The organism is Neorhizobium petrolearium (assembly GCF_017873175.1).
GTDB classification, from domain to species: domain Bacteria; phylum Pseudomonadota; class Alphaproteobacteria; order Rhizobiales; family Rhizobiaceae; genus Neorhizobium; species Neorhizobium petrolearium.
Map to the genome: position 1 here is coordinate 413,979 of NZ_JAGGJW010000002.1, position 23,568 is coordinate 437,546.

Here is a 23,568-nt window from a genome sequence, read left to right on the forward strand (position 1 = left end):
CGTTCTTCGCCAAATGTGAAGTCCATCCGGCGAAAAATGCAGTCAGCTATCGTATTTCAAGTACGCAAATCGCTGATCGGTATTGGGGGTACCTTCCAAAGCCCCACCTTCCTTGCCTGGCTGCCACTGGACGACATCCTCAATCTTCCTGGCGAGTTCGAAATCCTTGTCGGTAATGCCTTTTGCCGCATGATTCACCAGCAAGACCTCCACCCAGGCATAGGATGCCTTGATATCCGGATGATGCCATGCCGCCTCTGCCAGATGGCCGACGGTATTGATGACCATCAGCGTGGATTTCCAGCCGTGCGTTTTGTATCTGCGGCGAATCCAGCCGTTTTCGTAACGCCAATGCGGAAGTTCCGCCTGCAGTTTCGAGACGATCTCGTCCTCCGAATAAACGCGCTCCCGTTTCCGTCCCGTCTCGTCGCTCATCGCAGATGCTCCTCGTTTCTTTTCACCCGCCTCTTCACGCTGGCTTGCGCCGGTAGCAAAATAGGATAACATGAACTCAGGGCCCGATTATCAAAAAGTTCAGAATCGAACCGATGTCGGACTCCGTCTCCATTCAAGTTCCTGGACGCCTGCACCTCGGATTTTTGGATATCCCTGGAAAGGACAGCTCGCGCTTTGGAAGCATCGGCTTACCTCTCGATGGCATATCAACCAGGCTGGAAGTATCGAGGGCGACGAGGACCAGCGTTCATGGCAATGAGAGCGCCCGCGTATTCTCGCACCTGGCGGCTCTCCGATCCCATCTCGATCTCGCCGATCATCATCAGATCACCGTGTTCGAGACCATTCCCGCTCATGCGGGATTAGGATCCGGGACTCAGCTCGCGCTCGCCGTTTCGGCGGCCCTTCGGACATTGCACGGTCTGCCGTTTCGCGTCAGCGACGATGCCGCCTTTCTCGGGCGCGGCGTGCGATCGGGGATCGGCATTGCGGCTTTCGAAGAAGGCGGTCTCATTTTTGACGCCGGCAAGGCCAAAGACGACCTGACGCCGACCGTCATTTCCCGCATCCCGTTTCCGAACGAATGGCGCATCATCCTGGTCCTGGACAGCGGCGCTCAGGGCATTCACGGGGACGCCGAAATCAAAGCCTTCCACACGCTTCCACCGTTTCCTGAGGAGAGCTCCGCTTCGATCTGCCGCCATGCGCTGATGGAGATCATGCCTGCCTTGATTGAGAAGGACATCGCGACGTTCGGCAATGCGATCACGGCGATCCAGCAGAAGCTTGGCGATTATTTCGCGCCGGCTCAGGGCGGGCGTTTCACCAGCCGGGCAGTAGAGGAAACGCTCACGAGGCTAGCTGAATGTGGCGCAGTGGGTATCGGGCAAAGCTCCTGGGGGCCAACAGGATTCGCTTTTGCTGAATCGCAGGTTGCGGCCGAACGCATCACCGCCGCCGCTGCGCTGCAGGATACCCAGACGACGATCCGTATCGTCGCCGCCAGAAACAATGGGGCGACGATCACGCGAAAGACAAAACCAGCCGAATTGGAGCTGGCATACAAGAACCGCTGCTAGGGGAGGCAAAGCAATGGGCCGGAAAACCATTCTTCATATGCTCACGCCGTTGAGACAGATGAGCCCCTTCGACGTCAACATGGCTCTTGATGCGGGTTATGATCATGTCATTCCCTACACGGATGTGGCGCTCGCAGACGTGACCGGCCTCGTTCAGGATGCGATCTTTTCGCGCCCACCGGACGCCGGTGTCGCCACCGGTGTTTTCATTGCCGGGCGAGATACTGTCCTGGCGCTCGACATGATCGATGCCGCGAGAGCGGCAATGGTGCCTCCCTTCGAAATTTCGGTTTTTGCCGATCCCGCCGGTTCGTTCACGACGGCTGCGGCAATGGCGGCCAAGGTCGAGGCGGCGCTCAAAAAACTGCATGATCGAAGCCTTGCCGGAACGAAAGTGACGATTTTCGGAGCGACCGGCGTCGTCGGTTATTGCACGGCGGTGATATCCGCCAAGGAAGGCGCAGACGTCACGCTGGCGGGCCACGACGGAACGAGCCGTGTTGAAAAGATAGCGGAAGCCATCAAGGCCCGTTTTGGCGTCACGGTGACGGCGGCCGATGGCTCGACGGACGAGAAAAAGACAGGTCTGTTGCAGGAGACAGAGGTTGTCCTGGCCGCAGCAAAAGCCGGCGTCAGAGTAATTTCGGTCGGGCAACTTCACTCGGCGACGCGTCTGCTCATCGCAGCGGACGTCAATGCTGTACCACCCTCGGGTATCGAAGGCCTGGCGGCCAACGCAAAGGCCGATAAACTGGGCGAGACATCGGCGATCGGCATCGGTGCTCTCACCATCGGAAACCTTAAATACAAGACTCAATCCGGCCTGTTCAAACAGATGATCGGCGCCGAAAAACCGGTCATCTACGATTTCCAGGATGCTTTCGCCCTTGCCCGCAGCATCGAAAAATAGCCCCGCCATTCTGATCGCGGCCGTTTCCGGCCGGTCACTTGCCGCAGCAGCGCGCCGTGCCGGTTTCAGACCGCTGGTGGCCGATCTCTTTGGCGACTCCGATACGGTCGCTCTGGCTGAGAGGACTGCGCGACTTCCCGGCAGCATACGCGATGGAATCGACGGCGGAAAAATAGTCGACATCCTCGTGGGTCTGGCACGACACAAGGAGCCGGTCGCACTGGTCTATGGCTCAGGTTTCGAGCGTCGCCCTGACATCCTCGATATACTCGCCCAAACCTTTCGGATTGCCGGAAACAGCGCTGCGACGATACGCGCGGTCAAGGATCCGGCAGGCTTGTCTCGCCTCTGCCGGGATCTCGATATCAGGCATCCGGCAATCCGCTTCTCCGCACCGGAGCAGAACGGCTGGCTTATAAAGCTCGGCGGCGGCGCCGGAGGCTCGCATGTCCGGCCCGCAGGGGCGGCAACCCTGGAGAATGGCTATTATTACCAGAAGTTCGTCCGGGGCAGCAGCATCTCGGCTCTCTTCCTGGCGCAGTCGGGAAGCGCCCGTATCGTGGGCTTCAGCCGACAATGGTCCGCGCCCTCGCGGTCCTCGCCCTATCGCTACGGCGGCGCCGTGCGGCTTAGGCGCTTCGACCGTGAGAAGAAAAGGCAGATCGCCGGCTGGCTCGACAAACTGACGAAGCGCACCGGCCTCGTCGGTCTCTGCAGCGCCGATTTCATCGATGGGCCGGACGGCCTGCACCTCATCGAAATAAATCCACGGCCGGGCGCAACGCTCGATATCTTCGACAGCGAAGAGGCACCCTTGCTCGCCGCGCATTTGAGTGCCGTGCGGGGCGAAAACATCACGGTGCCGACTTATCGCGGAACGAAAGCTTCGGCAATCGCCTACGCACCCTATGACATTTCCCGTTTTCCCCAGATCGAATGGCCTAGCATGACTGCCGATCACCAAAATCCGGGGTCAGCGCTATGCGCCGATGACCCCGTTTGTACCGTCCTGGCCCAGGCACGATCCGCCGCCGCCGCCGAACGGGCTGTGAAACGTCGTGTCAACGAAATGGCGGAGCATTGGAAGGAGAGTTTCCAATGATGAACGGCAAAGCCCATCTCAATAGAAGTGCCCAGCGCATCGTAGATCAGATCATTGCCGACGGAGAGCGGCTCGGCATTACCCATACCCGCGGTGCGCTCGGAGAACATCTGATCGATGCCGGCGCGGACAGTCCCGGCGGGCTCGAAGTAGGGCTGCGGATGACGGAAATCTGCATGGGCGGCTTGGGGACCGTCTCCATGGCACTCGATCGCCACAATGAACAGTGGCCGCTAACCGTCACAGTCCATTCCTCGCAGCCGGTCCTCGCCTGCCTCGGCAGCCAGTACGCCGGCTGGCGCCTCTCGCACGAGAAATATTTCGCCATGGGCTCCGGTCCTGCGCGTCTTCTGGCCCGGGTGGAGCCGCTGTTCGAGGAGATCGCTTATACCGAAACCGACGCCTCCACTTCGGTTCTCGTGCTGGAAACGCACAAGCCGCCGCCATCCGCTGTGGTCGAGAAGGTGGCGGTAGCGACAGGGCTGGCGCCTGAGGCCCTGACTTTCATCTATGCCCCGACACAAAGCCTTGCCGGTTCCGTGCAGATCATCGGCCGCTCCCTGGAGGTCGCCCTTCACAAGGCGCACAGCCTCCACTTCCCCCTGGACAACATCATCGACGGGGCGGGATGCTCGCCGGTTCCGGCTCCCCATCCCGATTTCCTGCAGGCCATGGGCCGGACGAACGATGCCATCATCTATGGTGGGCTGGTGCAGCTGTTCGTTCGTGGCAGTGCATCCGCTGCACGAGAACTCGCCGAGCAACTGCCGAGCAACAGGTCACGCGACTACGGGCAGCCTTTCGCGGAAACCTTCAAGAAATTCAACGGCGACTTCTACGCGATCGATCCACATCTCTTCAGCCCGGCCGAAGTGATTGTCACGGCCGTCGAAACAGGCGAGACTTTTCGTGCCGGTGAATGGAACAGGCAGATGCTGGAGCAATCTCTTGGCTGAGCAGATAGCAATTTCCGATAAAATTCTGATCGTTTCCGACAAGCCGGACGGCCAGGTGAAACAGCTAAGGCGCTCCTTCAAGGAACTCGGTTCCGAGGCAATCTTCTGCCCACTTGCCGATATCGCGTTCGATACGCGCTACCCTTCGGGCATCGCCATCCCGACACTCGACGGCGCTCTTCCGGCTGGCGTGATCGTCCGCTCCATCTCCGCCGGCACTTTCGAAGCGGTCACGCGCCGCCTCGGCATCCTGCACGCCCTCACCCATCTCGGCGTGCCGGTCTGGAATTCGGCCAAGGCGATCGAGCGTTGCGTCGACAAATCGACAACCACTTTTTTTCTCGCGAATGCCGGCATCCCGACGCCGCAGACCTTCGCCGTGGAAGGTCCCCACAATGCCAAAGCCATCGTCGAGCGCGAGGTGTCCGACGGTCCGCTCGTGCTGAAACCGCTCTTCGGCTCGCAGGGGCGCGGAATCAGACTCATCCGCTCGATCGAGGACCTGCCCGATCCTGATGATGTCGATAACGTCTATTACCTGCAGCGTCTGGTCGTGAGGAATGGGCCACCCTACCGGGACTACAGGATATTCGTCAGCAACGGCGAAATCCTCGGCATGATGGGACGTTGCGCCGACGGCTGGATCACCAATATCGCACGCGGAGCAAAGGCGGAATCTGTGACAGGGCCATTGCGCCAGAAGCTCGAAGAACTCGCGCTTGCCGCGACTTCGGCCATCGGCACCGACTTTGCCGGCATCGACATCGTTCAAGGATGCGAAGGCAATCTCCTCGTGCTGGAAGTCAACAGCATGCCCGCCTGGACCGGTCTGCAATCCGTCGTTCCCGTCCGCATCTCCGATTGCATCGCTCGGGCGATGAGCGAGCTTCTCAATCCTGAAATCAAGGAAAGACCTGCCGCATGACGCTGACGCGGCAGCAGATCATGACGGCATATCTCGATGCTTGCCTAGCGGAGATCGAGGCCTTGAAACCCGGCAATGTCCATCGCTTTGCCGATGGCCACCGGATGACCGCGAACCAGTTCATTGAAAGCGCCGAGGTCAGCGCGCCGCTGGTTTCCGAACCAGGCACATCGGTCGGTCGGCGCGTTCTCGGCGCCATGACGGCGACGTGCAAAAAGGTGGGAACGAACACCAATCTCGGCATCCTCCTGCTCTGCGCACCGCTCGCCAAGGCCGCCGAAAGTAGCACGACAAATTTCCGCAGGGATCTTATCCGCACATTGGACGAGATGGATGCTGAGGATGCGCGCGACGTCTTCGCCGCCATCCGGCTCACCAATCCGGGAGGGCTGGGCAACGCTGAAGAACAGGATGTCCGGGAAGAACCGACAGTGTCCCTCATTGAGGCCATGGGCATGGCCGCCGACCGCGACATGATCGCGAGACAATATACGACCGGCTTTGCGGACATATTCACCGGCGGCCTGTCTGCCTGGACGGGAGCGACAGACAGGGGCGAAGAGGACATGTGGCCGACGATCTTCATCTACCTTCATTTCCTGTCGTCATTTCCCGACAGTCATGTCGGGCGCAAGTACGGCATCGATCTCGCCGAAGAAATCCGGAAAGAAGCGGAAATGATATGCCGCACGGTAACAGACGAGATGAACCTATCGAGGCGGGAAAAGGTCCTGCTGGCCTTCGACAAACGGCTCAAGGACATGGATATCAATCCCGGAACCTCTGCCGATCTCACCGTAGCCACGCTTTTTGTCTGCAACATGAACTTCGGCTTGCATAATCCCGACTTAAATGCTTGAATTTGATTGGCGAACAAATCTTACTCGCTGCTATCTGGCCAACCGACCCAGTCAAAGGGTGCTGCGAACAAGGATAGCTGTCCATCGAGCGCGTGTCTCGTGTGGTACGGCTTCTTTGGACGAACGCATTTTTGACCATACGGTACAAGGGAGGAATTGGCCGTGGCAAAGATTAGCAAGGTAATGGTTGGTGAGTCTCTCGTTGGTGAGGGAAATGAAGTCGCTCATATCGATCTTCTGATCGGACCGCGCGGAAGTGCTGTGGAAACGGCATTCTGCAACGCACTCACGAACAACAAGGACGGGTTTACATCGCTGCTGGCGGTCATCGCGCCGAACCTGGCATGCAAGCCTAATACGATATTGTTCAACAAGGTCACCATCAAGGGTGCAAAACAGGCCGTGCAAATGTTCGGCCCGGCACAGCATGCAGTGGCAAAGGCAGTACAGGACAGCGTTGCCGAAGGCATCATCCCAGCGGAAGAGGCAGATGACGTCTTCATCTGCGTCGGCGTCTTCATCCATTGGGAGGCCGAGGACGATGCCAAGATCCAGGACTATAACTACCGGGCAACGAAGGAAGCGATCGAACGCGCCGTAACGGGCAAACCGACCGCGGCGGAAGCAACCGCTCAGCGGGACACGGTCAAGCATCCTTTCAGCGCTTAGACAAGCAGCAACCCCGCACAGAGCGAGCCGCCCGTGGAAACAGGCGGCCTGTTGCGCCGGTTGTCGAGGCTTCTAGGCTTCAGCAGCGCGCCGTCTTCAAGCGCGAACCGCTGAGGATGGCAACGCTTCGGGTTCGTATCGAAAGAATGGAGCGGGAGGTTGAGCATGCGCTCATCCCCGCTCCACAATCAAAGCCATATTGAGAGGCTGTGTACCCGAGAGAAGAGGCAAAAACTTCTTCTCTCGGATATATTTATTTGTCCATGAAAGCGGAGATTTCCGCCCCGTCGAGCTCACCGCTATGCAACGAGGTCGCAACGAGAGCGCCTGCAATACCCATTCCGTACAGCCGTTCCAGGTCATCCACGTTGCGGACACCGCCCGCCGCGATGATTTCACGGTTTCCGGAGGCATCCTTGATGGCCTGCAGACGATCGAAATCGGGTCCGCGGCGCGCTCCCACCTTGTCGAGGGTCATGACAATCACCCGTTTTGGCCAAAGGTGAGGCTGCGAAAGGATGGACGGAGGTCCCAGGAAGGCACCGCCACGAAAATCGAGAGAGAGGATCAGTCTCGGATGCGAGCCGAACGCGCCGAGAACATCCGTGTCAGCCTGGCTTTCCGAGCCAAGAACCGCGAACGTCTGCGAATCGGCAAGCACCGCTCCGACGGCCTTCGCCTCTCGAAAGCCGGCATCGAGCCAGACATCTGGCTTCGGCCGCAGAAGAAACAGAGGGTCGGCGGTCGCGGAAGGGCTCGAGCCCTTCTCGATTGCATCGAGATCGGCCACATAGAAAACCGGAAACGGATGGATTCGGCGCAATCCTTCGGCGACGCTTTCGATCGTCGGCGTCGGGCTGAGTGGCGTCTCAATGGGCTTATAGCTCTCGCGCATGCCCATCTGCGCGCGCACCACAAGGCCGTCTTTGACGTCGAGAACTGGAATGATAAGCAATGATCAAACCTCGGCAGAAACGATGACTCCCATGAAAGCCGGAACTGCGGCGGAAGAAAAGGAAACAATTATCGGCTGGGACATCGGCGGCGCGCATTTGAAGATGGCGCGGGCCGAACAAGGCCAGATTACGCTTGCCACGACCCTCAAGGCATCGATGTGGCTCGGGCTTGACCAGGTGCGCGAGGCGCTGAATCGGTTGCGACCGCTTTTTCAAAGCAATGCCACCCATGTCTTCACGATGACAGGCGAGCTGTCGGATGGCTTTCCGTCACGAGAAGACGGTATTCGCGGTATCCTAGACTTCATCGATACAGAATTCGGCCGCGACAGTGTCCGTATCTATGCCGGCCGTGCGGGCTTTGTCGATCTTTCCCGTGCCTACGATCTCGGCCCCGACATCGCCTCGGCCAATTGGCATGCAACGGCCGAATTGAGTGCGAGGACGAAGACGGACGGCCTGTTCGTCGACATGGGGTCCACAACCACCGACATCATTGCGTTCCAGAATGGAAAGCTTCGCAACGCGGGTTATTCCGACGCGGAGCGCTTGTTGACCGGCGAGCTCGTCTATACCGGCTTCACACGTTCCGCGCTGATCGGAATAGCCGAACGGGTTCCTGTGCGCGGCACGATGACGCCGCTGATGAACGAATACTTCGCCAATACCGCCGATCTGGGGCGCATTCTCGGAACTCTGGATGAGGCGGATGATCACTATCCGGCCGCCGACCGCAGAGCCAAGTCGCTTGCCGGCTCCATCGGGCGCCTCGCCCGCATGGTCGGCCGCGACAGCACCGATCTCGACGATGGCGAATGGATCGATATCGCCCGCTGGTTCAGCGAGCATCAGCTGCGCATGATCTATGACGGCGCATTCATGGTCGCCGGCAATGCCCGGCTGAACCCGGCCGCTCCCATCGTGGGAGCCGGGATCGGCCGCCCGCAGATCATGCAGCTCGCCAGACGCCTGGAGCGGCCCTATGTCGATTTCGGCTCCCTCATCGCGGCATCCTCGCAGGAAGCTCGGGACCACGCCAGCAAGGCAGCACCTGCCGCCGCCGTTGCCCTGCTCTGGTCCGGACGCGAAAAGCCATAAGGACGGACTTTTGCTCGCGACCTCCCGACAAACGCTTCAATGCGTGGCACGGTGGGCGTTCACCCGTTCCATCAGCCAATCCCAGGCCTGCCGCTCGTCCGAGCCGGCCGTCTTCTCGATCGCGATCGTCAGATAAGCGATTTCGGATTCGATCTTTTCCTTCGGCAGCATTTGCAGCCTGCTCACCAGGATCGCAAGTTCCAGGACGGCCGCCTTGGCGCGGTTCATTCCCGTGAAAGGTGCGTGCGTGGCTTCGGCAACGACCTTGCAGAAATAGCGGGGGCGTATCTCGTCCTCTTTGACGGAGGCGACCTGGAGGACGGAATGACTGAGCGCCGCCTGCAGACGCGGGACCGGGCAGCCTTCCACCGCAACGACTGGCCAGTCCCGCCGCCCGGTGAGGCAGCCTGCGAAAATCCGCATGTCGTCCGTATAATTGGCGATGGCGAAAGGCACGGCAGTGAGGTTTTCAAGCGTCGCGGAGGGCCGGAACGGCGCGATAACCCAGCCGTCATCCTGTGCGATGATGCCGAGCGGGGCGATATGCACGCGCCCTTCGGCGCTCACCGTCGTCACGATCGTTTCCCGAATATAGGTCATGAGCCTTCCTTCTTCGCCCGGAGCGTATGGCCGGCCTCGGCAAGTCGGGTGCGATCCTCGCTTGTTCGAGGACTCGCCACGCCCCAGGCGAGCGGCTCGTCCTGCGAATAGCGTTTGCCCAGCTTCCAGGCGATTTCCGCCTTCATCAGTTCCGCGCCAAGATAGAAGGCATGCGCACCATCCTGCGCAACATTGAGGGAAGGAAAGAGATCGAAAGCATCCTTCGCCGTCCAATGCCCCTGATTACTGAAGACATGGATGCCGTCCGGAGCAGTCATGATCCGGAAATTGGCGTCGCGCACGGTCTCGGCCAGCGCATCGATATCGGCAAGGCTGCTGGCGAAGGGCGCGCGGTCGTGGATCTGCAGGAGACCGGCATCGTAGCCGCGCGGCAGCGCATGATCGTTCTTCGCGGCAAACATGATCCGGCGCGCCCGATCATGCTCCTCCACTGTGCGCACCGTATGCGGACTGACGTTGACGACCAGCACGTTGCCGATCGCAAGCTCGGAACAGAGGCCAGCAAGGATCGCTGTGACCCCTGATGAGTCCGCGTCCGTCAATTCGGTCAGATTTCCGGTGCCCATCATTATCTCGACATCCGGCCAGCGGCGTCGGGCCTCGATGAAGCGTCCCACGGAGGCTGCAAAGCCGAAATGGATCGGATCGAGAACCGGATCGGCGATGAAGGATATCCCGGCTTTCCGCGCTGCATCGATGGCACGCCCGAGGGAATCGAAATCTCCTGGCACCGCCGGAACGAGGATAGGCGTCACCTCGTGTCGGGTGGCGATGTCGATGGTCTTCTCATTGAGGCTCAGGAGATAATCCACGCCAGAGCGTGCGGCGAGTTCCAGCTCGTCAGGGTTAGCCGAGTCGACACTGACGGAAAGTCCCTCGGCCTTGAGCCGCCCGATCGCCTCCGACAGATGGACAAAGGGCGTGTCGGGAAGACAGCCAAGGTCGATCACGTCCGCCCCGACAGATGCAAAGGCTTTGGCTCGTTGCAGCAGGTCATCCAGCGAAAGGGTCGATGCATCCACGATCTCGGCGAAAATGCGCATGTCGTGGCGCGAGAGGTCAGGCACCTTTCCGGCCCGACCAAGATAGGTGGGCAGGTCCGCAACCTCGTCCGGTCCACGGACGAAAGGGACGCCGAAGGTATCACTCAACCGCTCCAGATGCCCCCTGAAACGCCCGGGTAGCACGACCCGGTCCGCCTTCAATGGACGAGGCAGGCGCCGGCTGACGATCTCCTCCGTCATCAGGGCGGCGACCTTCACGCCAATGTCGATGATCTCGTAAGTGAATGGCGTCGCTCCCAGTCCGGCGAGAACGTTTTCGAGTCTGGTTTTTGCCAGGTGTCCGGTCAGGAAGACGAGATGCTCAGCCACTGCTCTCGACCACTCCCTTCCGGCGCGCCACCGCCAGTTTCAGATCGGCAAAGGATTCGACGACTTCGGTGTATTCAAAGGCCTTGAGACGTTCGGTGTTCTCCAGATCGATCGGCCGGGGATAAACCTTCACCAATCCGTGCGGCGCCATCGTCTCCAGTTCGGGCGCAGTGTCGCATGCGAAGACGATCGACGGCAGGCGGCATTTGCCGGCCTGCGCATAGACGTTCGTGGCGATCGTATCGGAGATGCCGGCCACGCATTTGGCGACAGTATTCGACGTTGCCGGAGCAATCACGACGCTATGGTAGACGCCGTGATAGAATTCGCCAACGGGGATCGCGCTCGCCGTCTTGTCGTGCAGCACGCGCGTCGTGTCCGAAAAATCGAGCTTCAGCCCGTACATCCTCAGAACCTCGTCCGCCGCCTTCGTCACGAAGACGTCGCAATGGTCGAGCGATCGGATCAATTCGAAACATTCGACAAAGAAATGACCCGATCCGGTCAGAACCCAGGCCCAGCGCGGCGTATGAAGCCGCGTCATCCGCGAGCTTCCTCTCCGGCCGCCTCGTGCATCCTCACGCGGCTTCCCGGTATGCGAGTCATAGGCAACTCCGCCAGCTGCGAACGCAGTGACGATGGTCCGGCAATGTACAAGCTTGTCTCCTCCCCAAGCAGCCCCGGCAGCATGGCATCCACCACGCCCTTGTCAACCAGCGCTTGCAAGTCCCGGGCACCCGAATCGACCTGCTTGCACAGCAGGAGATGTCGGCTGCCGATCTGCCTGCACAGCCAGGCGGCAAGCGAGTCGGACGTGACGTCCCAGGATTGCGCGATATCGGCACTGCGTGTCATCTGCGAAGGAAGCCATACCGGCACGCCGCCTTCAGCAAGGATCGTTTCGAGATCATGGAGCGAACGGGCCCGCTGAAAGCGCGGATGCCGTTCGGCGATCACGATGCCGAACTGCTCCATTGCCAGAATGGCCATTTCATGTGCGGCGGCGTCGGAAAAGTGCATCTCCTTTTGCGAGAAGCGCACTTGATCTGCAAACGGCCCACCGCCGGGGACGATCAGCAAAGGCAAGGTCGCCGATGCCAGTACGGCAATCCATTGTTCCATCTCGATGCGGCCGGCCGTGCTTCCTCCAAGCTTGACCACCAGCGGCGTCATACCACGTTCCTTCCTCCGTCACCGGACGCTACGACCCGAAGCGGGTTCGACGACCGGGCACTTTCCCTTTTCCGCTCGATCTGCACTCCGACGCCACCTGGCCCAAGTTCCAGCTTCTCCGCCCGCACGACCACACGGGCTACACGCGGATTTTCGAGAATGAAAGCGGCTATCTGCTCGACAAGCGTTTCAACCAGGTCGACATGACCTCGTCCGACAATCGCCCGGATGCCGTCCATGATGAGGTCGTAGGATACGATATGATGCATGTCCTTCGGATCGCGGGTTACGCGAAGTACATCCGCCGTCACGTCGAACCGCACCTTCTGAGGCCTGCCGTGTTCGAAACTGTAGGCCCCGATATGCATCGGCAGGACGAAATCCCGCACGAAAATCTGATCCGCGCCAAGGTCCTCGTCTGCCGAGCTGGGAAAATATCCCCGCGCCGCCAGCAGCTTGAGGTCGACGCCGGAAGGCTTTTCGGCGGGCCGGTCTCCGGGAATCAGAGCGCGGATTTTGGCAGTCGCTTCGGCGTCGATATCGGCATTCCTGGACAAGCCTTCGCAGAGTGCCCCGCGGAAGCCAAGGTAATCCGGCTTGCTTGGCAAGAGCCGCGGAATGTCCGGCGCTTCAAGCGATCCCGCAAGACCGACCATCAATCCGTGCCGGTGCCCTTCGGCCACGAAATCCGGAATGTGATCAGGCGGCATATGATCCAGCAATCGCCCTTTCGATTTGTCGTCGGTATCCAGCATGATGCCGTAGAAGCCGGCTTTGGCGAACGATGTCATGACGTTCTCCTCATATCGATGATCGGCAAAAAGGACGGCGATCAGCTTCTTCCGGCCAGCAATATCGGCCAAAGCCTCCACACCTGCCGCAATGGGAGAGGACGGAAGAAATCCTATCTTGATGAAATCCACCCCTGCCGAGGCTATCTCCTCGACCTTTGACCGCAGCGCCGCGGGATCGCCGAAGAACTCTCCGCAAGCGGCACTGACGAGCCTTTTGCCGGAGACGAAACCGACCACATCGACGATGTGCCGGATATCTGCCGGCCCAAGCGCGCCGCGCGCCGGATCCTTGAGATCAATGATATCCGCTCCCGCCTGCAGAGCAATCTCCGCTTCCTGGCGATTTTGAACACTGGCCAGCATCAACGTCATAGGACGCCTCTCCGCGTACCGCATTTCTCACGGCAAGGACGAGAAAAGCTGAGTACAAGTATTGAGTTTATCGGGGATTGGGCTACAAACATAGTGGGCACCTCATCTGTACAGCGCATCTGCCTTCGCGGAAGGCCGGCGCAAGGCGTGGTATGACCATGAAGAGTACGGTGCCTAATACTCTTATATTTTTATTCGCTTGTTTTTTGCTCCTCGTCAATGCGCCGCAATCGATGGCGCAGCAAAACCCGGCCACGAAGCCCGCAACCGAGATCCGGATAGGCTATATTAGAGCTTATGAGCCACAACTGGCCCTTTCGGTTTTGGACATCCCTCCGGCGGATGAAGGTGTCGCGGGGGCGAAGGTTGCTATCAACGACAACAACACGACCGGCAGATTTCTCGGGCAATCCTTCACTCTGGACGTGGTTCAGACGAAGCGGGATGAGGATGTTGTCCCCGCATTCCGGGAAATGCTGACCCGGGGCGAGAAATATGTGCTGACCGACATCTCGGCCAGGCAATTGCTCTCCATCGCCGATCTCGCCAAGGAAAACGGCGTGCTTCTTTTCAACGTAGGATCGACGGACGATATCCTGCGTGAACAGGAATGCCGCTCCAACGTCTTCCACACCGCTCCGACCAGGAGCATGCTTGCCGATGGCCTGGCTCAGTATCTGATCTGGAAGCAATGGCGCACCTGGGTCCTTCTCTATGGTTCCCACGAACCGGATCAGCTTTTCGCCGACGCGATCCGGCGGTCGGCGAAGCGCTTCGGCGCTAAGATTGTCGAGGAACGGCTCTACAAGGATACGGGCACAGCCCGCCGCACCGACAGCGGCGTCGTTCAGGTCCAACGGCAGATGCCGGTCTTCACCCAGAACCTGCCGGCACATGACGTGGTGATCGTCGCGGATGAAAGCGAAGTCTTTGGCAGCTATGTTCCCTACCGGACCTGGGATCCGAGGCCGGTCGCCGGAACAGCCGGCCTCATCCCATCCTCCTGGCATCCGGCCAGCGAGCAATGGGGCGGTTCACAGATCCAGAACCGCTTCGTGAAAGCCACCGGCCGTCGCATGCTGGGCAAGGACATGCAGGCTTGGACGGCAGCGCGTATCCTCGGCGAAGCCGCGACACGGACCAACAGCAGTGACCCTGCGAAGATTGAAGCCTTTATAAAGGACGAGAATTTCTCACTGGCCGCCTTCAAGGGACAGAAAGTGACCTTCCGCCGATGGAACTGGCAGCTTCGCCAGCCAATCTTCCTCGGCGACGGCCGAGGCGTGATCTCCACCTCACCACAAGAGGGATTTCTTCATCAGTTTTCTGAACTCGATACATTGGGAGTAGATCAGCCGGAGACGGCCTGCAAACTGAATTGATAACGGGAATGGGAGGAGAGAATGCGCAGATATATTTACCTGCTCGCAGGGACTTTCGCGGCCGTCATCCACACTGGGCCTGTTTCGGCCAATGCCGTCTATGTTTCGAACGAGAAGGACAATACCGTCACGGTCGTCGACTCCAAGACGATGGAAGTAACCAAGACGATTGAGGTGGGACAGAGACCGCGGGGGATCACGATCTCCCATGACGGGAAGCATCTTTACGTCTGCGCCAGCGACGACGATACGGTCGAGATCATCGACACCGCGACTCATGAGATTACCGGAACGCTGCCATCCGGTCCGGATCCTGAACTCTTCGTGCTCTCTCCGGACGGCAAGACCCTTTATGTCGCCAATGAGGACGACAATCTCGTCACCGTCATCGACGTCGACAAGAAAAGCGTGATCTCCGAGATACCGGTCGGCGTGGAGCCTGAGGGGATGGGCATCAGCCCCGATGGCAAGACGATGGTGAACACGTCCGAAACCACCAACATGGCGCATTTCATCGACACGTCGACCCATGAGATCGTGGCGAACGTGCTCGTTGATTCACGTCCGCGTTTCGCCGAGTTCAAGCCGGACGGATCGCAGGTCTGGATATCCGCGGAAATCGGCGGCACGATCTCCGTCATCGACAACGCCTCCAGAGAGGTCGTCAAGAAGATCACATTCGAAATCCAGGGCTTACGCTCGGAAGCGATACAACCCGTGGGCGTGCGAATCACGGCAGATGGCAAGAAGGCCTATGTTGCCCTCGGGCCAGCGAACCGAGTGGCGGTCATCAACACGGAAACCTACGAGGTCGAGAAATACATCCTCGTGGGCCAGCGCGTCTGGCAATTGGCGTTCACGCCGGACGGCAAGAACCTGATCAGCACCAACGGCCTTTCGAACGATATCACCTTCATCGACACGGAGAGCGATGAACCGATCAAGTCCGTCACCGTCGGGGCGCTGCCCTGGGGTGTGACGGTCGCACCCGACTGATCCATATTTCGATTTTTTTCAAAGGGAGGAAGACATGTCGAAATTCACAGCCATTGCCGTTGCCGCACTCATCGGCGCTCTTTCGATGCAGAATCAGGCCTTCGCCCAGTCCGCCGACAAGGACGATGATGATGATGATGCGCCCAAAGTCACACGGGCCAGCCAGAATGTCCCGGAACTGATCCTCGGATCGAAGGACGACAATTTCGCTGTGAACCAGAAGGACTTCGAACTTATTGCGGGACAGGGCTACCGCTGGAAAATCACGTCCGCAGCCGGCCTCGAATACAAATTCATGACCGATCTGTTCCGTAACGTCTGGATGAACCAGATCGTCATCAACGATCTCGAAGTCCACATGAACGGCGCGCCTGCATGGCTGGAATTCGATTCCGAAGGAACGATCAACGTCCAGTTCACGACGGTGCGGCCAGGCGAATACACGTGGTCCGTTCCCGATCTGGCGGGCAAAGGCATGACGGGCAAGATCATCATCAAGTAGCCATCCCAGGCGCGGCCCTTGAGGCGCGCCGCTTGTGAAAGGCCATCCGATGAAGCTGCAGTCCCGTTTAACCGAAACATCGAAGAACGAGGAGAGAGCGGCGCCCGCCGCTCTCGAACTCGCATCCGTCAGCTATAACTACGGGCAACGAAAGGCGCTCGACAATATCTCGTTTTCCATAGAGCCCTCGCGGTTCACCGTGCTCCTTGGGCTCAATGGCGCGGGCAAGACGACGCTCTTCTCGCTCGTCAGCCATCTTTTCTCACCACGGACGGGTCGCATTCGCGTCTTCGGTCAGGATATCAACCGCAATTCCGGTCCGGCGCTCAGGCGCCTCGGCATCGTGTTCCAGGCCCGCACCCTCGATCTCGATCTCAGCGTCCGGCAAAATCTTCTCTATCACGCTGCCCTGCACGGCATTGGAACGCGGGTGGCGCGGCAGCGGATCGATGAGCTCCTTCAATCCATCGACATGACCGACCGTATCGAGGAAAAGGTGCGCGGCCTTTCCGGTGGACAGATCAGGCGGGTCGAGATCATTCGCGCCCTGTTGCATCGCCCCTCCCTGCTGCTGCTCGACGAAGCAACGGTGGGACTCGACATCAAGTCGCGCGCGACCATACTGAAAGACATCCGCGCGCTCGTTCAACAGCAAGGGATCAGCGTGCTCTGGGCAACCCATCTGATCGATGAGGTCGGCCAGGCGGATCAGGTTCTCGTTCTCGACCAGGGAAGGCTCGTCGCCGACGGCCAGGTGTCGACCATTCTTTCTGAGACAGGCACGGAGACAATCAACCAGGCATTCTCAAAACTAACCGGCATCGCGGATTTGAATGTTCGGGGAGGAAGAACATGACCGATGCAGCCGGAACGTTCGCGGGTTCACCGTCGGAGAAATGGAAAGGCTTCACCCCGATCCAGTATCTCGTCTGTCTCAAGGGTATTCTCCAACGAGAATGGCTGCGATACCTTTCGCAGAAGGAACGCTTCGTTTCCTCCCTTGTTCGTCCCCTGCTCTGGCTCTTCATTTTCGCGGCCGGTTTCCGGCAGGTGCTCGGTGTTTCAATCATACCACCGTACGAGACCTATGTTCTCTACGAGGTCTACATCACGCCGGGATTGTGCGGGATGATCCTCCTCTTCAGCGGCATGCAGTCCTCACTGTCGATGGTCTATGACCGCGAGATGGGCAACATGCGCATCCTGCTCGTCAGTCCCTTTCCCCGCTGGTACCTGCTGGTCGCCAAGCTTCTGGCGGGCGTCGCCGTTTCCCTCCTCCAGGTCTATGCCTTTCTGGCGATCGCCTGGTTCTGGGATGTCAAAGCGCCGGTCGTGGGTTATCTGCTGATCCTGCCTGCGCTCTTCTTCTCCGGATTGATGCTCGGAGCGCTCGGCATGCTGCTGTCCTCCCTCGTCAAGCAGTTGGAGAATTTTGCAGGCATCATGAACTTCGTGATCTTTCCCATGTATTTCGCCTCCTCGGCACTCTACCCGCTCTGGCGAGTGCAGGAAGCGAGCCCACTGCTCTATCAGATATGCCTCCTGAACCCGTTCACCTACGCGGTTGAGCTTATCCGTTTCGCTTTTTACGGCCGTATTGAATGGACATCGCTGATCGTCGTGCTGGCCGTTACGCTCGCCCTGCTCGGCGGAGCTATTCTGGCTTATAATCCCGCACGCGGTCTCACTGTCCGCAAGCAGGATATGGGAGGAAACCAATGAAGCGATATGTTCCTCTGATCGCAATGCTCGCCGCGCTATCGGCCACACCGACGGCCCTTGCCGCGGCAAATGTCGATCCCGACTGGCCTTGCATTCAACGCAAAGTGCCCGAGATTTCGATCGGCCAGGTTTGGAACGGCGACGAGCTGCCCGAAACGGCCAAGCAATGGGACAAGGACCCTCAGGTGGCCGATCTCGCCGCCGAACTCGTCAAGCGCAGCAATCCGATCGAAAATGCTCGCAAGCAGGTTTCGGCTTATGCCGCGACCCTGCCGAAAGAGCAGGTGCGTGAAAAGCTGGAGCAACTTTTCATGGGGGTGTTCGACAGGATCAATATAGAGCGCGGCCAGATCATCTCAGGCATTGCACGCTATGCCGAAAAGCAAAGGCAGCTTGCGGCAGATGTCAGAAAGAAGGCCGCAGAAATCGACAGAATGCGAGCCGCAGCCGATACCGACCAGGCGGAGCTTGCCAGGCATGACCAACAGCTGACATGGGAGACGCGTATCTTCGAAGAGCGTGTCCAATCACTAACCTATGTCTGCGAAGTTCCGACGCTAATCGAGCAGCGGCTCTACAGCATTTCAAAGATCATCGATGAGACGATGCAAAAGAACTGACATTCCATAAGATCAAACCTGATGGCCGGAATGTAGCCAGCCATCGAATGACCCACTTCCATCTCTCGCGCAATATGGCCGAGACGTTTGACACGCCTCGGCCATTGATCGTGGTGGCAAAGCCTCAGTTCTGCCAGCTCTTCACGAGTTCGTCGTAGTTGATGGTGATCGGCTTTTCCTTCTCGTTCTCGACCTTCAACTGCGGCGCGAGATTGCCTTTCGAGACGGCGTCCTTGTTCCAGTATTCGAGGTCATGCTCCTCGGCAAGCTTCGGACCGATATCGCCCTGGACGCCTGCACGTTCGAGGCGCTGCAGCACCTTCTCCTGTTCGGCGCAAAGCGAATCCATCGCCTCCTGTGCGGTTTTTGCACCCGAAGACGCATCACCGATCGCCTGCCACCACAGTTGGGCGAGCTTCGGATAATCCGGAACGTTGGTGCCGGTCGGCGACCACTGCAGACGGGCCGGCGAGCGATAGAACTCGATGAGGCCGCCGAGCTTGGGCGCACGGTCGGTGAAGGACTTGTGGTCAAGCGTGGACTGACGAATGAAGGTGAGACCGACATGGCTCTTCTTCACGTCCACGGTCTTTGACGTCACGAACTGCGCATAGAGCCAGGCTGCCTTCGCGCGATCGTCCGGGGTGGATTTCATGAGCGTCCAGGAGCCGGCATCCTGATAGCCGAGCTTCATGCCATCCTTCCAGTAGACACCATGCGGGCTCGGAGCGAAACGCCACTTCGGCGTGCCGTCCGAATTGACCACCGGCAGGCCTTCCTTCACGAAGTCAGCGGTAAAAGCAGTATACGTGAACATCTGCTGGGCGATTTCGCCTTGCGACGGAACCGGGCCGGATTCCGAGAAGGTCATGCCCTGGGCCGCGGCCGGCGCATAGGCCTTCATCCAGTCGAGATACTTCTGGATCGAATAGACGGCCGCAGGACCATTGGTGTCGCCGCCGCGCGCAACGCATGAGCCCACCGGACGGGAGTTCTCATCGACCTTGATGCCCCATTCGTCAACCGGTTTGCCGTTCGGAATACCCTTGTCGCCGTTGCCGGCCATCGATAGCCAGGCGTCGGTGAAGCGCCAGCCGAGCGACGGGTCCTTCTTGCCGTAGTCCATATGGCCATAGACCTTCTTGCCGTCGATCTCGCGGCCGGTGAAGAACTCCGCGATGTCCTCGTAGGCCGACCAGTTGACCGGAACGCCGAGGTCGTAGCCGTACTTCGCCTTGAAATCCGCCTTGTTCTTCTCGTCATTGAACCAGTCGTAACGGAAGAAATAGAGGTTGGCGAACTGCTGGTCGGGCAGTTGATAGAGCTTGCCGTCCGGCGCGGTGGTGAAGGACTTGCCGATGAAATCGTCGATGTCGAGGTCCGGGTTGGTGACGTCCTTGCCTTCATTCGCCATGAAGTCGGTCAGGCTGCGCGCCTGCTGATAACGCCAATGCGTGCCGATGAGGTCGGAGTCGTTGATGTAGGCGTCGTAGATATTCTCGCCCGACTGCATCTGCGTCTGCAGCTTTTCAACCACGTCGCCTTCGCCGATCAGGTCATGGGTGATCTTGATGCCGGTGATTGCCGTGAAGGCAGGCGCCAGCACCTTGGATTCGTATTCATGGGTAGTGATGGTTTCGGAGACGACCTTGATGTCCATGCCGGCAAAAGGCTTTGCCGCATCGACGAACCATTGCATTTCCTTTTCCTGCTCGGCACTGGAAAGCGTCGACATGTCGCCGATTTCCTTGCTCAGGAACTGTTTGGCCTCCTCCATCCCGGCGAATGCCGAGCCGGTCAGTGCCAGCAGCATGGCTGCCGTTGTCGTCATAAGATGCCGTCGCATGATATCCTCCCAGAGTTTGCGATTGCATGTTCAGTTCGAGGCATCCGGCATTCCGGCGCCCGTATCAGCTTGCCTTTAGACGAAGCGGAAAACGCCGATGGCGTAGACCACCGCTATGGCAAGAGCCCACCACAGGTTGGGACCGGCCAGTCCCAGCCATGCGAGATGAATGAATGCTGCCCCGAGCAGCGAGATGAAGAGCCGGTCTCCCCGCGTCGTTTCAAACCGCAAGATGCCGACGCGCGGCGAGCCTCCCGGTGCAAAATATTCCCAGACGCTCATGCCGACCAGCAGCATGAGGATCGTCAGGAAGAACAGCGCCGTTGGAGGCGTCCAGGCCATCCATGAAAAGTTCATGCGTGCTTCCTCCTGGTCAGACGCGGCCGAGGGCAAAGCCCTTGGCGATGTAGTTTCGGACGAAATATATGACGAGAGCGCCCGGCACGATGGTCAGCACGCCTGCTGCAGCAAGCACGCCCCAATCCATGCCCGCCGCCGAGACCGTGCGCGTCATGATCGCGGAAATGGGCTTTGCCGCCGTCGTCGTCAGCGTGCGGGCGAGAAGCAGTTCCACCCACGAGAACATGAAGCAGAAGAAGGCGGCGACCCCGATTCCAGAGGCAATCAGCGGCATGAAAATCCTGACGAAGAAGCGCGGGAAGGAATAGCCGTCGATATACGCCGTCTCGTCGATTTCCTTCGGCACGCCCGACATGAAGCCCTCCAGGATCCAGACCGCGAGCGGTACGTTGAACAAGCAGTGCGCAAGCGCGACCGCGATATGCGTGTCGATGAGGCCGAAGGCGGAATAAAGCTGGAAGAACGGCAGCGCGAAGACGGCGGGCGGTGCCATGCGGTTCGTCAAGAGCCAGAAGAACAGGTGCTTGTCGCCGAGGAACCGATAGCGCGAGAAGGCATAGGCGGCCGGTAGCGCCGCGAGCACCGAAATCACCGTATTCATCACGACGTAGATGATCGAATTGATATAGCCCGAATACCAGGAGGGATCGGTGAAGATCACCGTGTAGTTCCTGAGCGTCGGGTTCTGCGGCCAGAGCGAGAAGGTGCCGGTGATTTCGGCATTCTCCTTGAAGCTCATGTTAATCAGCCAATAGATCGGCAACAGCAGAAAGATGATATAGATCGTCGAAACCAGCCAGGAGAAGTTGCCGGCAGGCTTGTATTTCATCGGCGAAGCCATGGCTCTCTCCTTTCTCACTGGTTGGCATCGCTGCTGGTCATCACCGTGTAGAAGACCCACGAGAGCAGCAGGATGATCAGGAAGTAGATGATGGACATGGCGGCGGCCGGCCCGAGATCGAACTGCCCGACCGCCATCTTCACGAGGTCGATCGACAGGAACGTGGTCGAATTGCCCGGGCCACCGCCCGTCACAACGAATGGTTCGGTGTAGATCATGAAGCTGTCCATGAAGCGCAGGAGGACGGCGATCAGTAGCACACGCTTCATCTTCGGCAATTGGATGTAGCGGAAAACGGACCAGCGCGAGGCACCGTCGATCTTGGCTGCCTGATAATAGGCGTCCGGGATCGAGACCAGACCGGCATAGCACAGAAGCACGACCAGGCTCGTCCAATGCCACACATCCATGATGATGACGGTAATCCAGGCATCGATCGGATCGCGGACATAGTTGTAGTCGATACCGAGCGCCCAGAGCGTGTGGCCCAATAATCCGATGTCCACCCGGCCAAAGACCTGCCAGATTGTGCCGACCACGTTCCATGGAATGAGGAGCGGAAGCGCCATCAGGACGAGGCAGACGGGAACGCCAATGCCCTTCTTCGGCATGTTGAGCGCAATGAAGATGCCAAGCGGGATTTCCAGCGCCAGAATGATGAAGGAAAAGAGTAGGTTGCGCTGCAGCGCTTCCCAGAACCTATCGGAATGCAGCATATCGTCGAACCAGTCCGTACCGGCCCAGAAGAATTCGTTGTTGCCGAAGGTGTCCTGGACCGAATAGTTGACCACGGTCATCAACGGGATCACGGCCGAGAAGGCGACGAGCAGCAGGACTGGCAGCACCAGGAACCAGGCCTTGTTGTTCCAAGTCTTCTCCATGGTCAGCCCTCCCCGCCGACGCGCCACGAATCGGCATAGATGTTGATGGCTGCGGGGTCGAAGGTAACACGCGGCTCGGACGGGATTTCTACATCTTCTTCCGCAACAATGGAGATCGGCTGGCCGGCGAAGCTGGCGCGCACGATCTTAAGCCGGCCGATGTCCTCTATGCGGGTTATGCTTACCGGCACTCCCTCGCTGCCGATCCGAACAAATTCCGGGCGAATGCCGAGTTCAATCTTGCCGACACCCGAGATATTGGGAGCGTAATCAAGCGACACTTTTTCGTCGCCAATCGTCACGGTGCTCCCGTCGATCTTGGCAGGCAGCACGTTCATACCGGGTGAGCCGATAAAATAGCCGACGAAAGTATGCCGAGGACGCTCGAAGAGTTCTGCCGGCGTGCCGATCTGGACAATCTGGCCATCGTACATGACTACGACCTTGTCAGCGAATGTTAGTGCCTCCGTCTGGTCGTGCGTCACATAGACCATCGTAAAGCCGAACTGTTTGTGAAGCCGCTTCAATTGCGAACGCAGCACCCACTTCATATGAGGATCGATCACCGTCAGCGGTTCGTCGAACAGGATGGCGTTGACGTCGTTGCGCACCAGTCCGCGCCCGAGCGAGATCTTCTGCTTCTGGTCGGCTGTGAGCCTCTGGGCCTTGCGCTTCGCCCAATCCGAAAGATCGATGATCTCCAGCATCTCGCGGACACGCCGGTCGACTTCCGGCTCAGGGACACCGCGGTTTCTCAACGGAAATGCCAGATTGTCGTAAACTGTCATCGTGTCGTAGATGACCGGGAACTGGAAAACCTGCGCGATGTTACGGGCCTGAGTGGACAGATTCGTTACGTCCTTTCCGTCGAACAGGATACGTCCGTGGGACGGCTGCAGGAGGCCGGAGATGATATTGAGCAGGGTCGTCTTTCCGCAGCCGGACGGGCCAAGCAGAGCGTAGGCGCCACCGTCGTGCCATTCATGATCGATTTCGCGCAGTGCATAATCCTGATCGGATTGTGGGCTGGCTCCGTAGGCGTGGCGGATATGGTCGAGGGTGATGCGTGCCATA

The 23,568-nt window shown here is 59.1% G+C and carries 27 protein-coding genes; 14 read left to right on the forward strand and 13 right to left on the reverse strand.

Annotation, left to right across the window (positions count from 1 at the left end):
• Positions 1-42 precede the first annotated feature (42 nt).
• Positions 43-435: a 4a-hydroxytetrahydrobiopterin dehydratase gene (locus J2046_RS05825; protein ID WP_210050205.1), complete on the reverse strand. Its 393-nt coding sequence runs from the start codon at positions 433-435 to the stop codon at positions 43-45.
• A gap of 113 nt (positions 436-548) precedes the next feature.
• On the opposite strand from J2046_RS05825, the gene J2046_RS05830 reads away from it, so the two are divergent.
• The 7 genes from J2046_RS05830 to fae all read left to right on the forward strand — a co-directional run bounded on the left by J2046_RS05830 (position 549) and on the right by fae (position 6,957).
• A complete protein-coding gene (locus J2046_RS05830; protein WP_210050206.1) occupies positions 549-1,535 on the forward strand; it encodes a beta-ribofuranosylaminobenzene 5'-phosphate synthase family protein in 987 nt (328 codons plus the stop codon).
• A gap of 13 nt (positions 1,536-1,548) precedes the next feature.
• Positions 1,549-2,445, forward strand: coding sequence for an NAD(P)-dependent methylenetetrahydromethanopterin dehydrogenase (locus J2046_RS05835; protein WP_210050207.1), 897 nt, complete (start codon positions 1,549-1,551; stop codon positions 2,443-2,445).
• Positions 2,423-3,547 (forward strand): ATP-grasp domain-containing protein, encoded by a 1,125-nt coding sequence (locus J2046_RS05840; RefSeq protein ID WP_210050208.1) that lies wholly within the window; start codon positions 2,423-2,425, stop codon positions 3,545-3,547. Before J2046_RS05835 ends, J2046_RS05840 begins: the two co-directional genes overlap by 23 nt.
• Positions 3,544-4,503 carry a methenyltetrahydromethanopterin cyclohydrolase gene (gene mch, locus J2046_RS05845; RefSeq protein ID WP_210050209.1) on the forward strand — a complete coding sequence of 320 codons (960 nt, stop codon included), beginning with the start codon at positions 3,544-3,546 and terminating at the stop codon, positions 4,501-4,503. Before J2046_RS05840 ends, mch begins: the two co-directional genes overlap by 4 nt.
• Positions 4,496-5,428, forward strand: a complete 933-nt coding sequence (locus J2046_RS05850) for an ATP-grasp domain-containing protein (RefSeq protein ID WP_233469556.1) — start codon at positions 4,496-4,498, stop codon at positions 5,426-5,428. Before mch ends, J2046_RS05850 begins: the two co-directional genes overlap by 8 nt.
• Positions 5,425-6,288 (forward strand): triphosphoribosyl-dephospho-CoA synthase, encoded by an 864-nt coding sequence (locus J2046_RS05855; protein ID WP_210050210.1) that lies wholly within the window; start codon positions 5,425-5,427, stop codon positions 6,286-6,288. The genes J2046_RS05850 and J2046_RS05855 overlap by 4 nt, the downstream gene beginning before the upstream one ends.
• 162 nt (positions 6,289-6,450) lie before the next feature.
• Complete coding sequence (fae, locus tag J2046_RS05860) at positions 6,451-6,957, forward strand: formaldehyde-activating enzyme (protein WP_037153787.1); 507 nt, start codon at positions 6,451-6,453, stop codon at positions 6,955-6,957.
• On the opposite strand, the gene J2046_RS05865 is transcribed toward fae, so the two are convergent.
• Both J2046_RS05865 and J2046_RS05870 read right to left on the reverse strand, forming a co-directional pair.
• Positions 6,954-7,124: a hypothetical protein gene (locus tag J2046_RS05865; protein ID WP_210050212.1), complete on the reverse strand. Its 171-nt coding sequence runs from the start codon at positions 7,122-7,124 to the stop codon at positions 6,954-6,956. The two genes, fae and J2046_RS05865, sit on opposite strands and share 4 nt — an antisense overlap.
• 86 nt (positions 7,125-7,210) lie before the next feature.
• Positions 7,211-7,912: a HisA/HisF-related TIM barrel protein gene (locus J2046_RS05870; protein ID WP_210050213.1), complete on the reverse strand. Its 702-nt coding sequence runs from the start codon at positions 7,910-7,912 to the stop codon at positions 7,211-7,213.
• A gap of 31 nt (positions 7,913-7,943) precedes the next feature.
• Here J2046_RS05870 and J2046_RS05875 point away from each other — a divergent pair, with 31 nt between their 5' ends.
• A complete protein-coding gene (locus J2046_RS05875; RefSeq protein WP_210050215.1) occupies positions 7,944-9,011 on the forward strand; it encodes a hydantoinase/oxoprolinase family protein in 1,068 nt (355 codons plus the stop codon).
• Positions 9,012-9,047: 36 nt separating this feature from the next.
• Here the strand turns inward: J2046_RS05875 and J2046_RS05880 are convergent, their stop codons facing one another.
• The 5 genes from J2046_RS05880 to J2046_RS05900 are packed head-to-tail and all read right to left on the reverse strand — an operon-like array spanning position 9,048 to position 13,344.
• A complete protein-coding gene (locus J2046_RS05880; protein WP_210050216.1) occupies positions 9,048-9,611 on the reverse strand; it encodes a DUF447 domain-containing protein in 564 nt (187 codons plus the stop codon).
• Positions 9,608-11,005, reverse strand: coding sequence for a DUF6513 domain-containing protein (locus J2046_RS05885; protein WP_210050218.1), 1,398 nt, complete (start codon positions 11,003-11,005; stop codon positions 9,608-9,610). Before J2046_RS05885 ends, J2046_RS05880 begins: the two co-directional genes overlap by 4 nt.
• Positions 10,998-11,549, reverse strand: a complete 552-nt coding sequence (locus J2046_RS05890) for a flavoprotein (protein WP_210050219.1) — start codon at positions 11,547-11,549, stop codon at positions 10,998-11,000. The genes J2046_RS05885 and J2046_RS05890 overlap by 8 nt, the downstream gene beginning before the upstream one ends.
• Entirely contained in the window at positions 11,546-12,178 is a 633-nt protein-coding gene (locus tag J2046_RS05895; protein WP_210050220.1) for an amino acid kinase family protein, read from the reverse strand. Before J2046_RS05895 ends, J2046_RS05890 begins: the two co-directional genes overlap by 4 nt.
• Entirely contained in the window at positions 12,175-13,344 is a 1,170-nt protein-coding gene (locus J2046_RS05900; RefSeq protein WP_210050221.1) for a (5-formylfuran-3-yl)methyl phosphate synthase, read from the reverse strand. Before J2046_RS05900 ends, J2046_RS05895 begins: the two co-directional genes overlap by 4 nt.
• A 233-nt stretch (positions 13,345-13,577) precedes the next feature.
• Here J2046_RS05900 and J2046_RS05905 point away from each other — a divergent pair, with 233 nt between their 5' ends.
• Genes J2046_RS05905 through J2046_RS05930 form a run of 6 tightly spaced genes read left to right on the forward strand, consistent with a single transcriptional unit; the run spans position 13,578 to position 18,566 of the window.
• The gene (locus J2046_RS05905) at positions 13,578-14,726 is read left to right on the forward strand and encodes an ABC transporter substrate-binding protein (RefSeq protein ID WP_210050222.1); all 1,149 of its coding nucleotides are present in this window, start codon (positions 13,578-13,580) and stop codon (positions 14,724-14,726) included.
• A gap of 21 nt (positions 14,727-14,747) precedes the next feature.
• Positions 14,748-15,722, forward strand: a complete 975-nt coding sequence (locus J2046_RS05910; protein WP_210050223.1) for a YVTN family beta-propeller repeat protein — start codon at positions 14,748-14,750, stop codon at positions 15,720-15,722.
• A 34-nt stretch (positions 15,723-15,756) separates the two neighbouring features.
• The gene (locus tag J2046_RS05915; RefSeq protein ID WP_210050224.1) at positions 15,757-16,224 is read left to right on the forward strand and encodes a cupredoxin domain-containing protein; all 468 of its coding nucleotides are present in this window, start codon (positions 15,757-15,759) and stop codon (positions 16,222-16,224) included.
• Positions 16,225-16,273: 49 nt separating this feature from the next.
• A complete protein-coding gene (locus J2046_RS05920) occupies positions 16,274-17,080 on the forward strand; it encodes an ATP-binding cassette domain-containing protein (RefSeq protein ID WP_210050225.1) in 807 nt (268 codons plus the stop codon).
• The gene (locus tag J2046_RS05925) at positions 17,077-17,946 is read left to right on the forward strand and encodes an ABC transporter permease (protein ID WP_210050227.1); all 870 of its coding nucleotides are present in this window, start codon (positions 17,077-17,079) and stop codon (positions 17,944-17,946) included. The genes J2046_RS05920 and J2046_RS05925 overlap by 4 nt, the downstream gene beginning before the upstream one ends.
• Positions 17,943-18,566 carry a hypothetical protein gene (locus tag J2046_RS05930; RefSeq protein WP_210050228.1) on the forward strand — a complete coding sequence of 208 codons (624 nt, stop codon included), beginning with the start codon at positions 17,943-17,945 and terminating at the stop codon, positions 18,564-18,566. The genes J2046_RS05925 and J2046_RS05930 overlap by 4 nt, the downstream gene beginning before the upstream one ends.
• Before the next feature lie 124 nt (positions 18,567-18,690).
• On the opposite strand, the gene J2046_RS05935 is transcribed toward J2046_RS05930, so the two are convergent.
• From J2046_RS05935 to J2046_RS05955, 5 genes are all read right to left on the reverse strand, one after another.
• Positions 18,691-20,412, reverse strand: a complete 1,722-nt coding sequence (locus tag J2046_RS05935) for an ABC transporter substrate-binding protein (protein ID WP_210050230.1) — start codon at positions 20,410-20,412, stop codon at positions 18,691-18,693.
• Positions 20,413-20,487: 75 nt separating this feature from the next.
• Positions 20,488-20,769, reverse strand: a complete 282-nt coding sequence (locus J2046_RS05940) for a DUF2160 domain-containing protein (protein ID WP_210050231.1) — start codon at positions 20,767-20,769, stop codon at positions 20,488-20,490.
• Positions 20,770-20,785: 16 nt separating this feature from the next.
• Positions 20,786-21,613: a carbohydrate ABC transporter permease gene (locus tag J2046_RS05945; RefSeq protein ID WP_210050233.1), complete on the reverse strand. Its 828-nt coding sequence runs from the start codon at positions 21,611-21,613 to the stop codon at positions 20,786-20,788.
• A 14-nt stretch (positions 21,614-21,627) separates the two neighbouring features.
• Positions 21,628-22,494, reverse strand: a complete 867-nt coding sequence (locus J2046_RS05950; RefSeq protein ID WP_210050234.1) for a carbohydrate ABC transporter permease — start codon at positions 22,492-22,494, stop codon at positions 21,628-21,630.
• A gap of 2 nt (positions 22,495-22,496) precedes the next feature.
• Entirely contained in the window at positions 22,497-23,567 is a 1,071-nt protein-coding gene (locus tag J2046_RS05955; RefSeq protein WP_210050236.1) for an ABC transporter ATP-binding protein, read from the reverse strand.
• Position 23,568 lies beyond the last annotated feature (1 nt).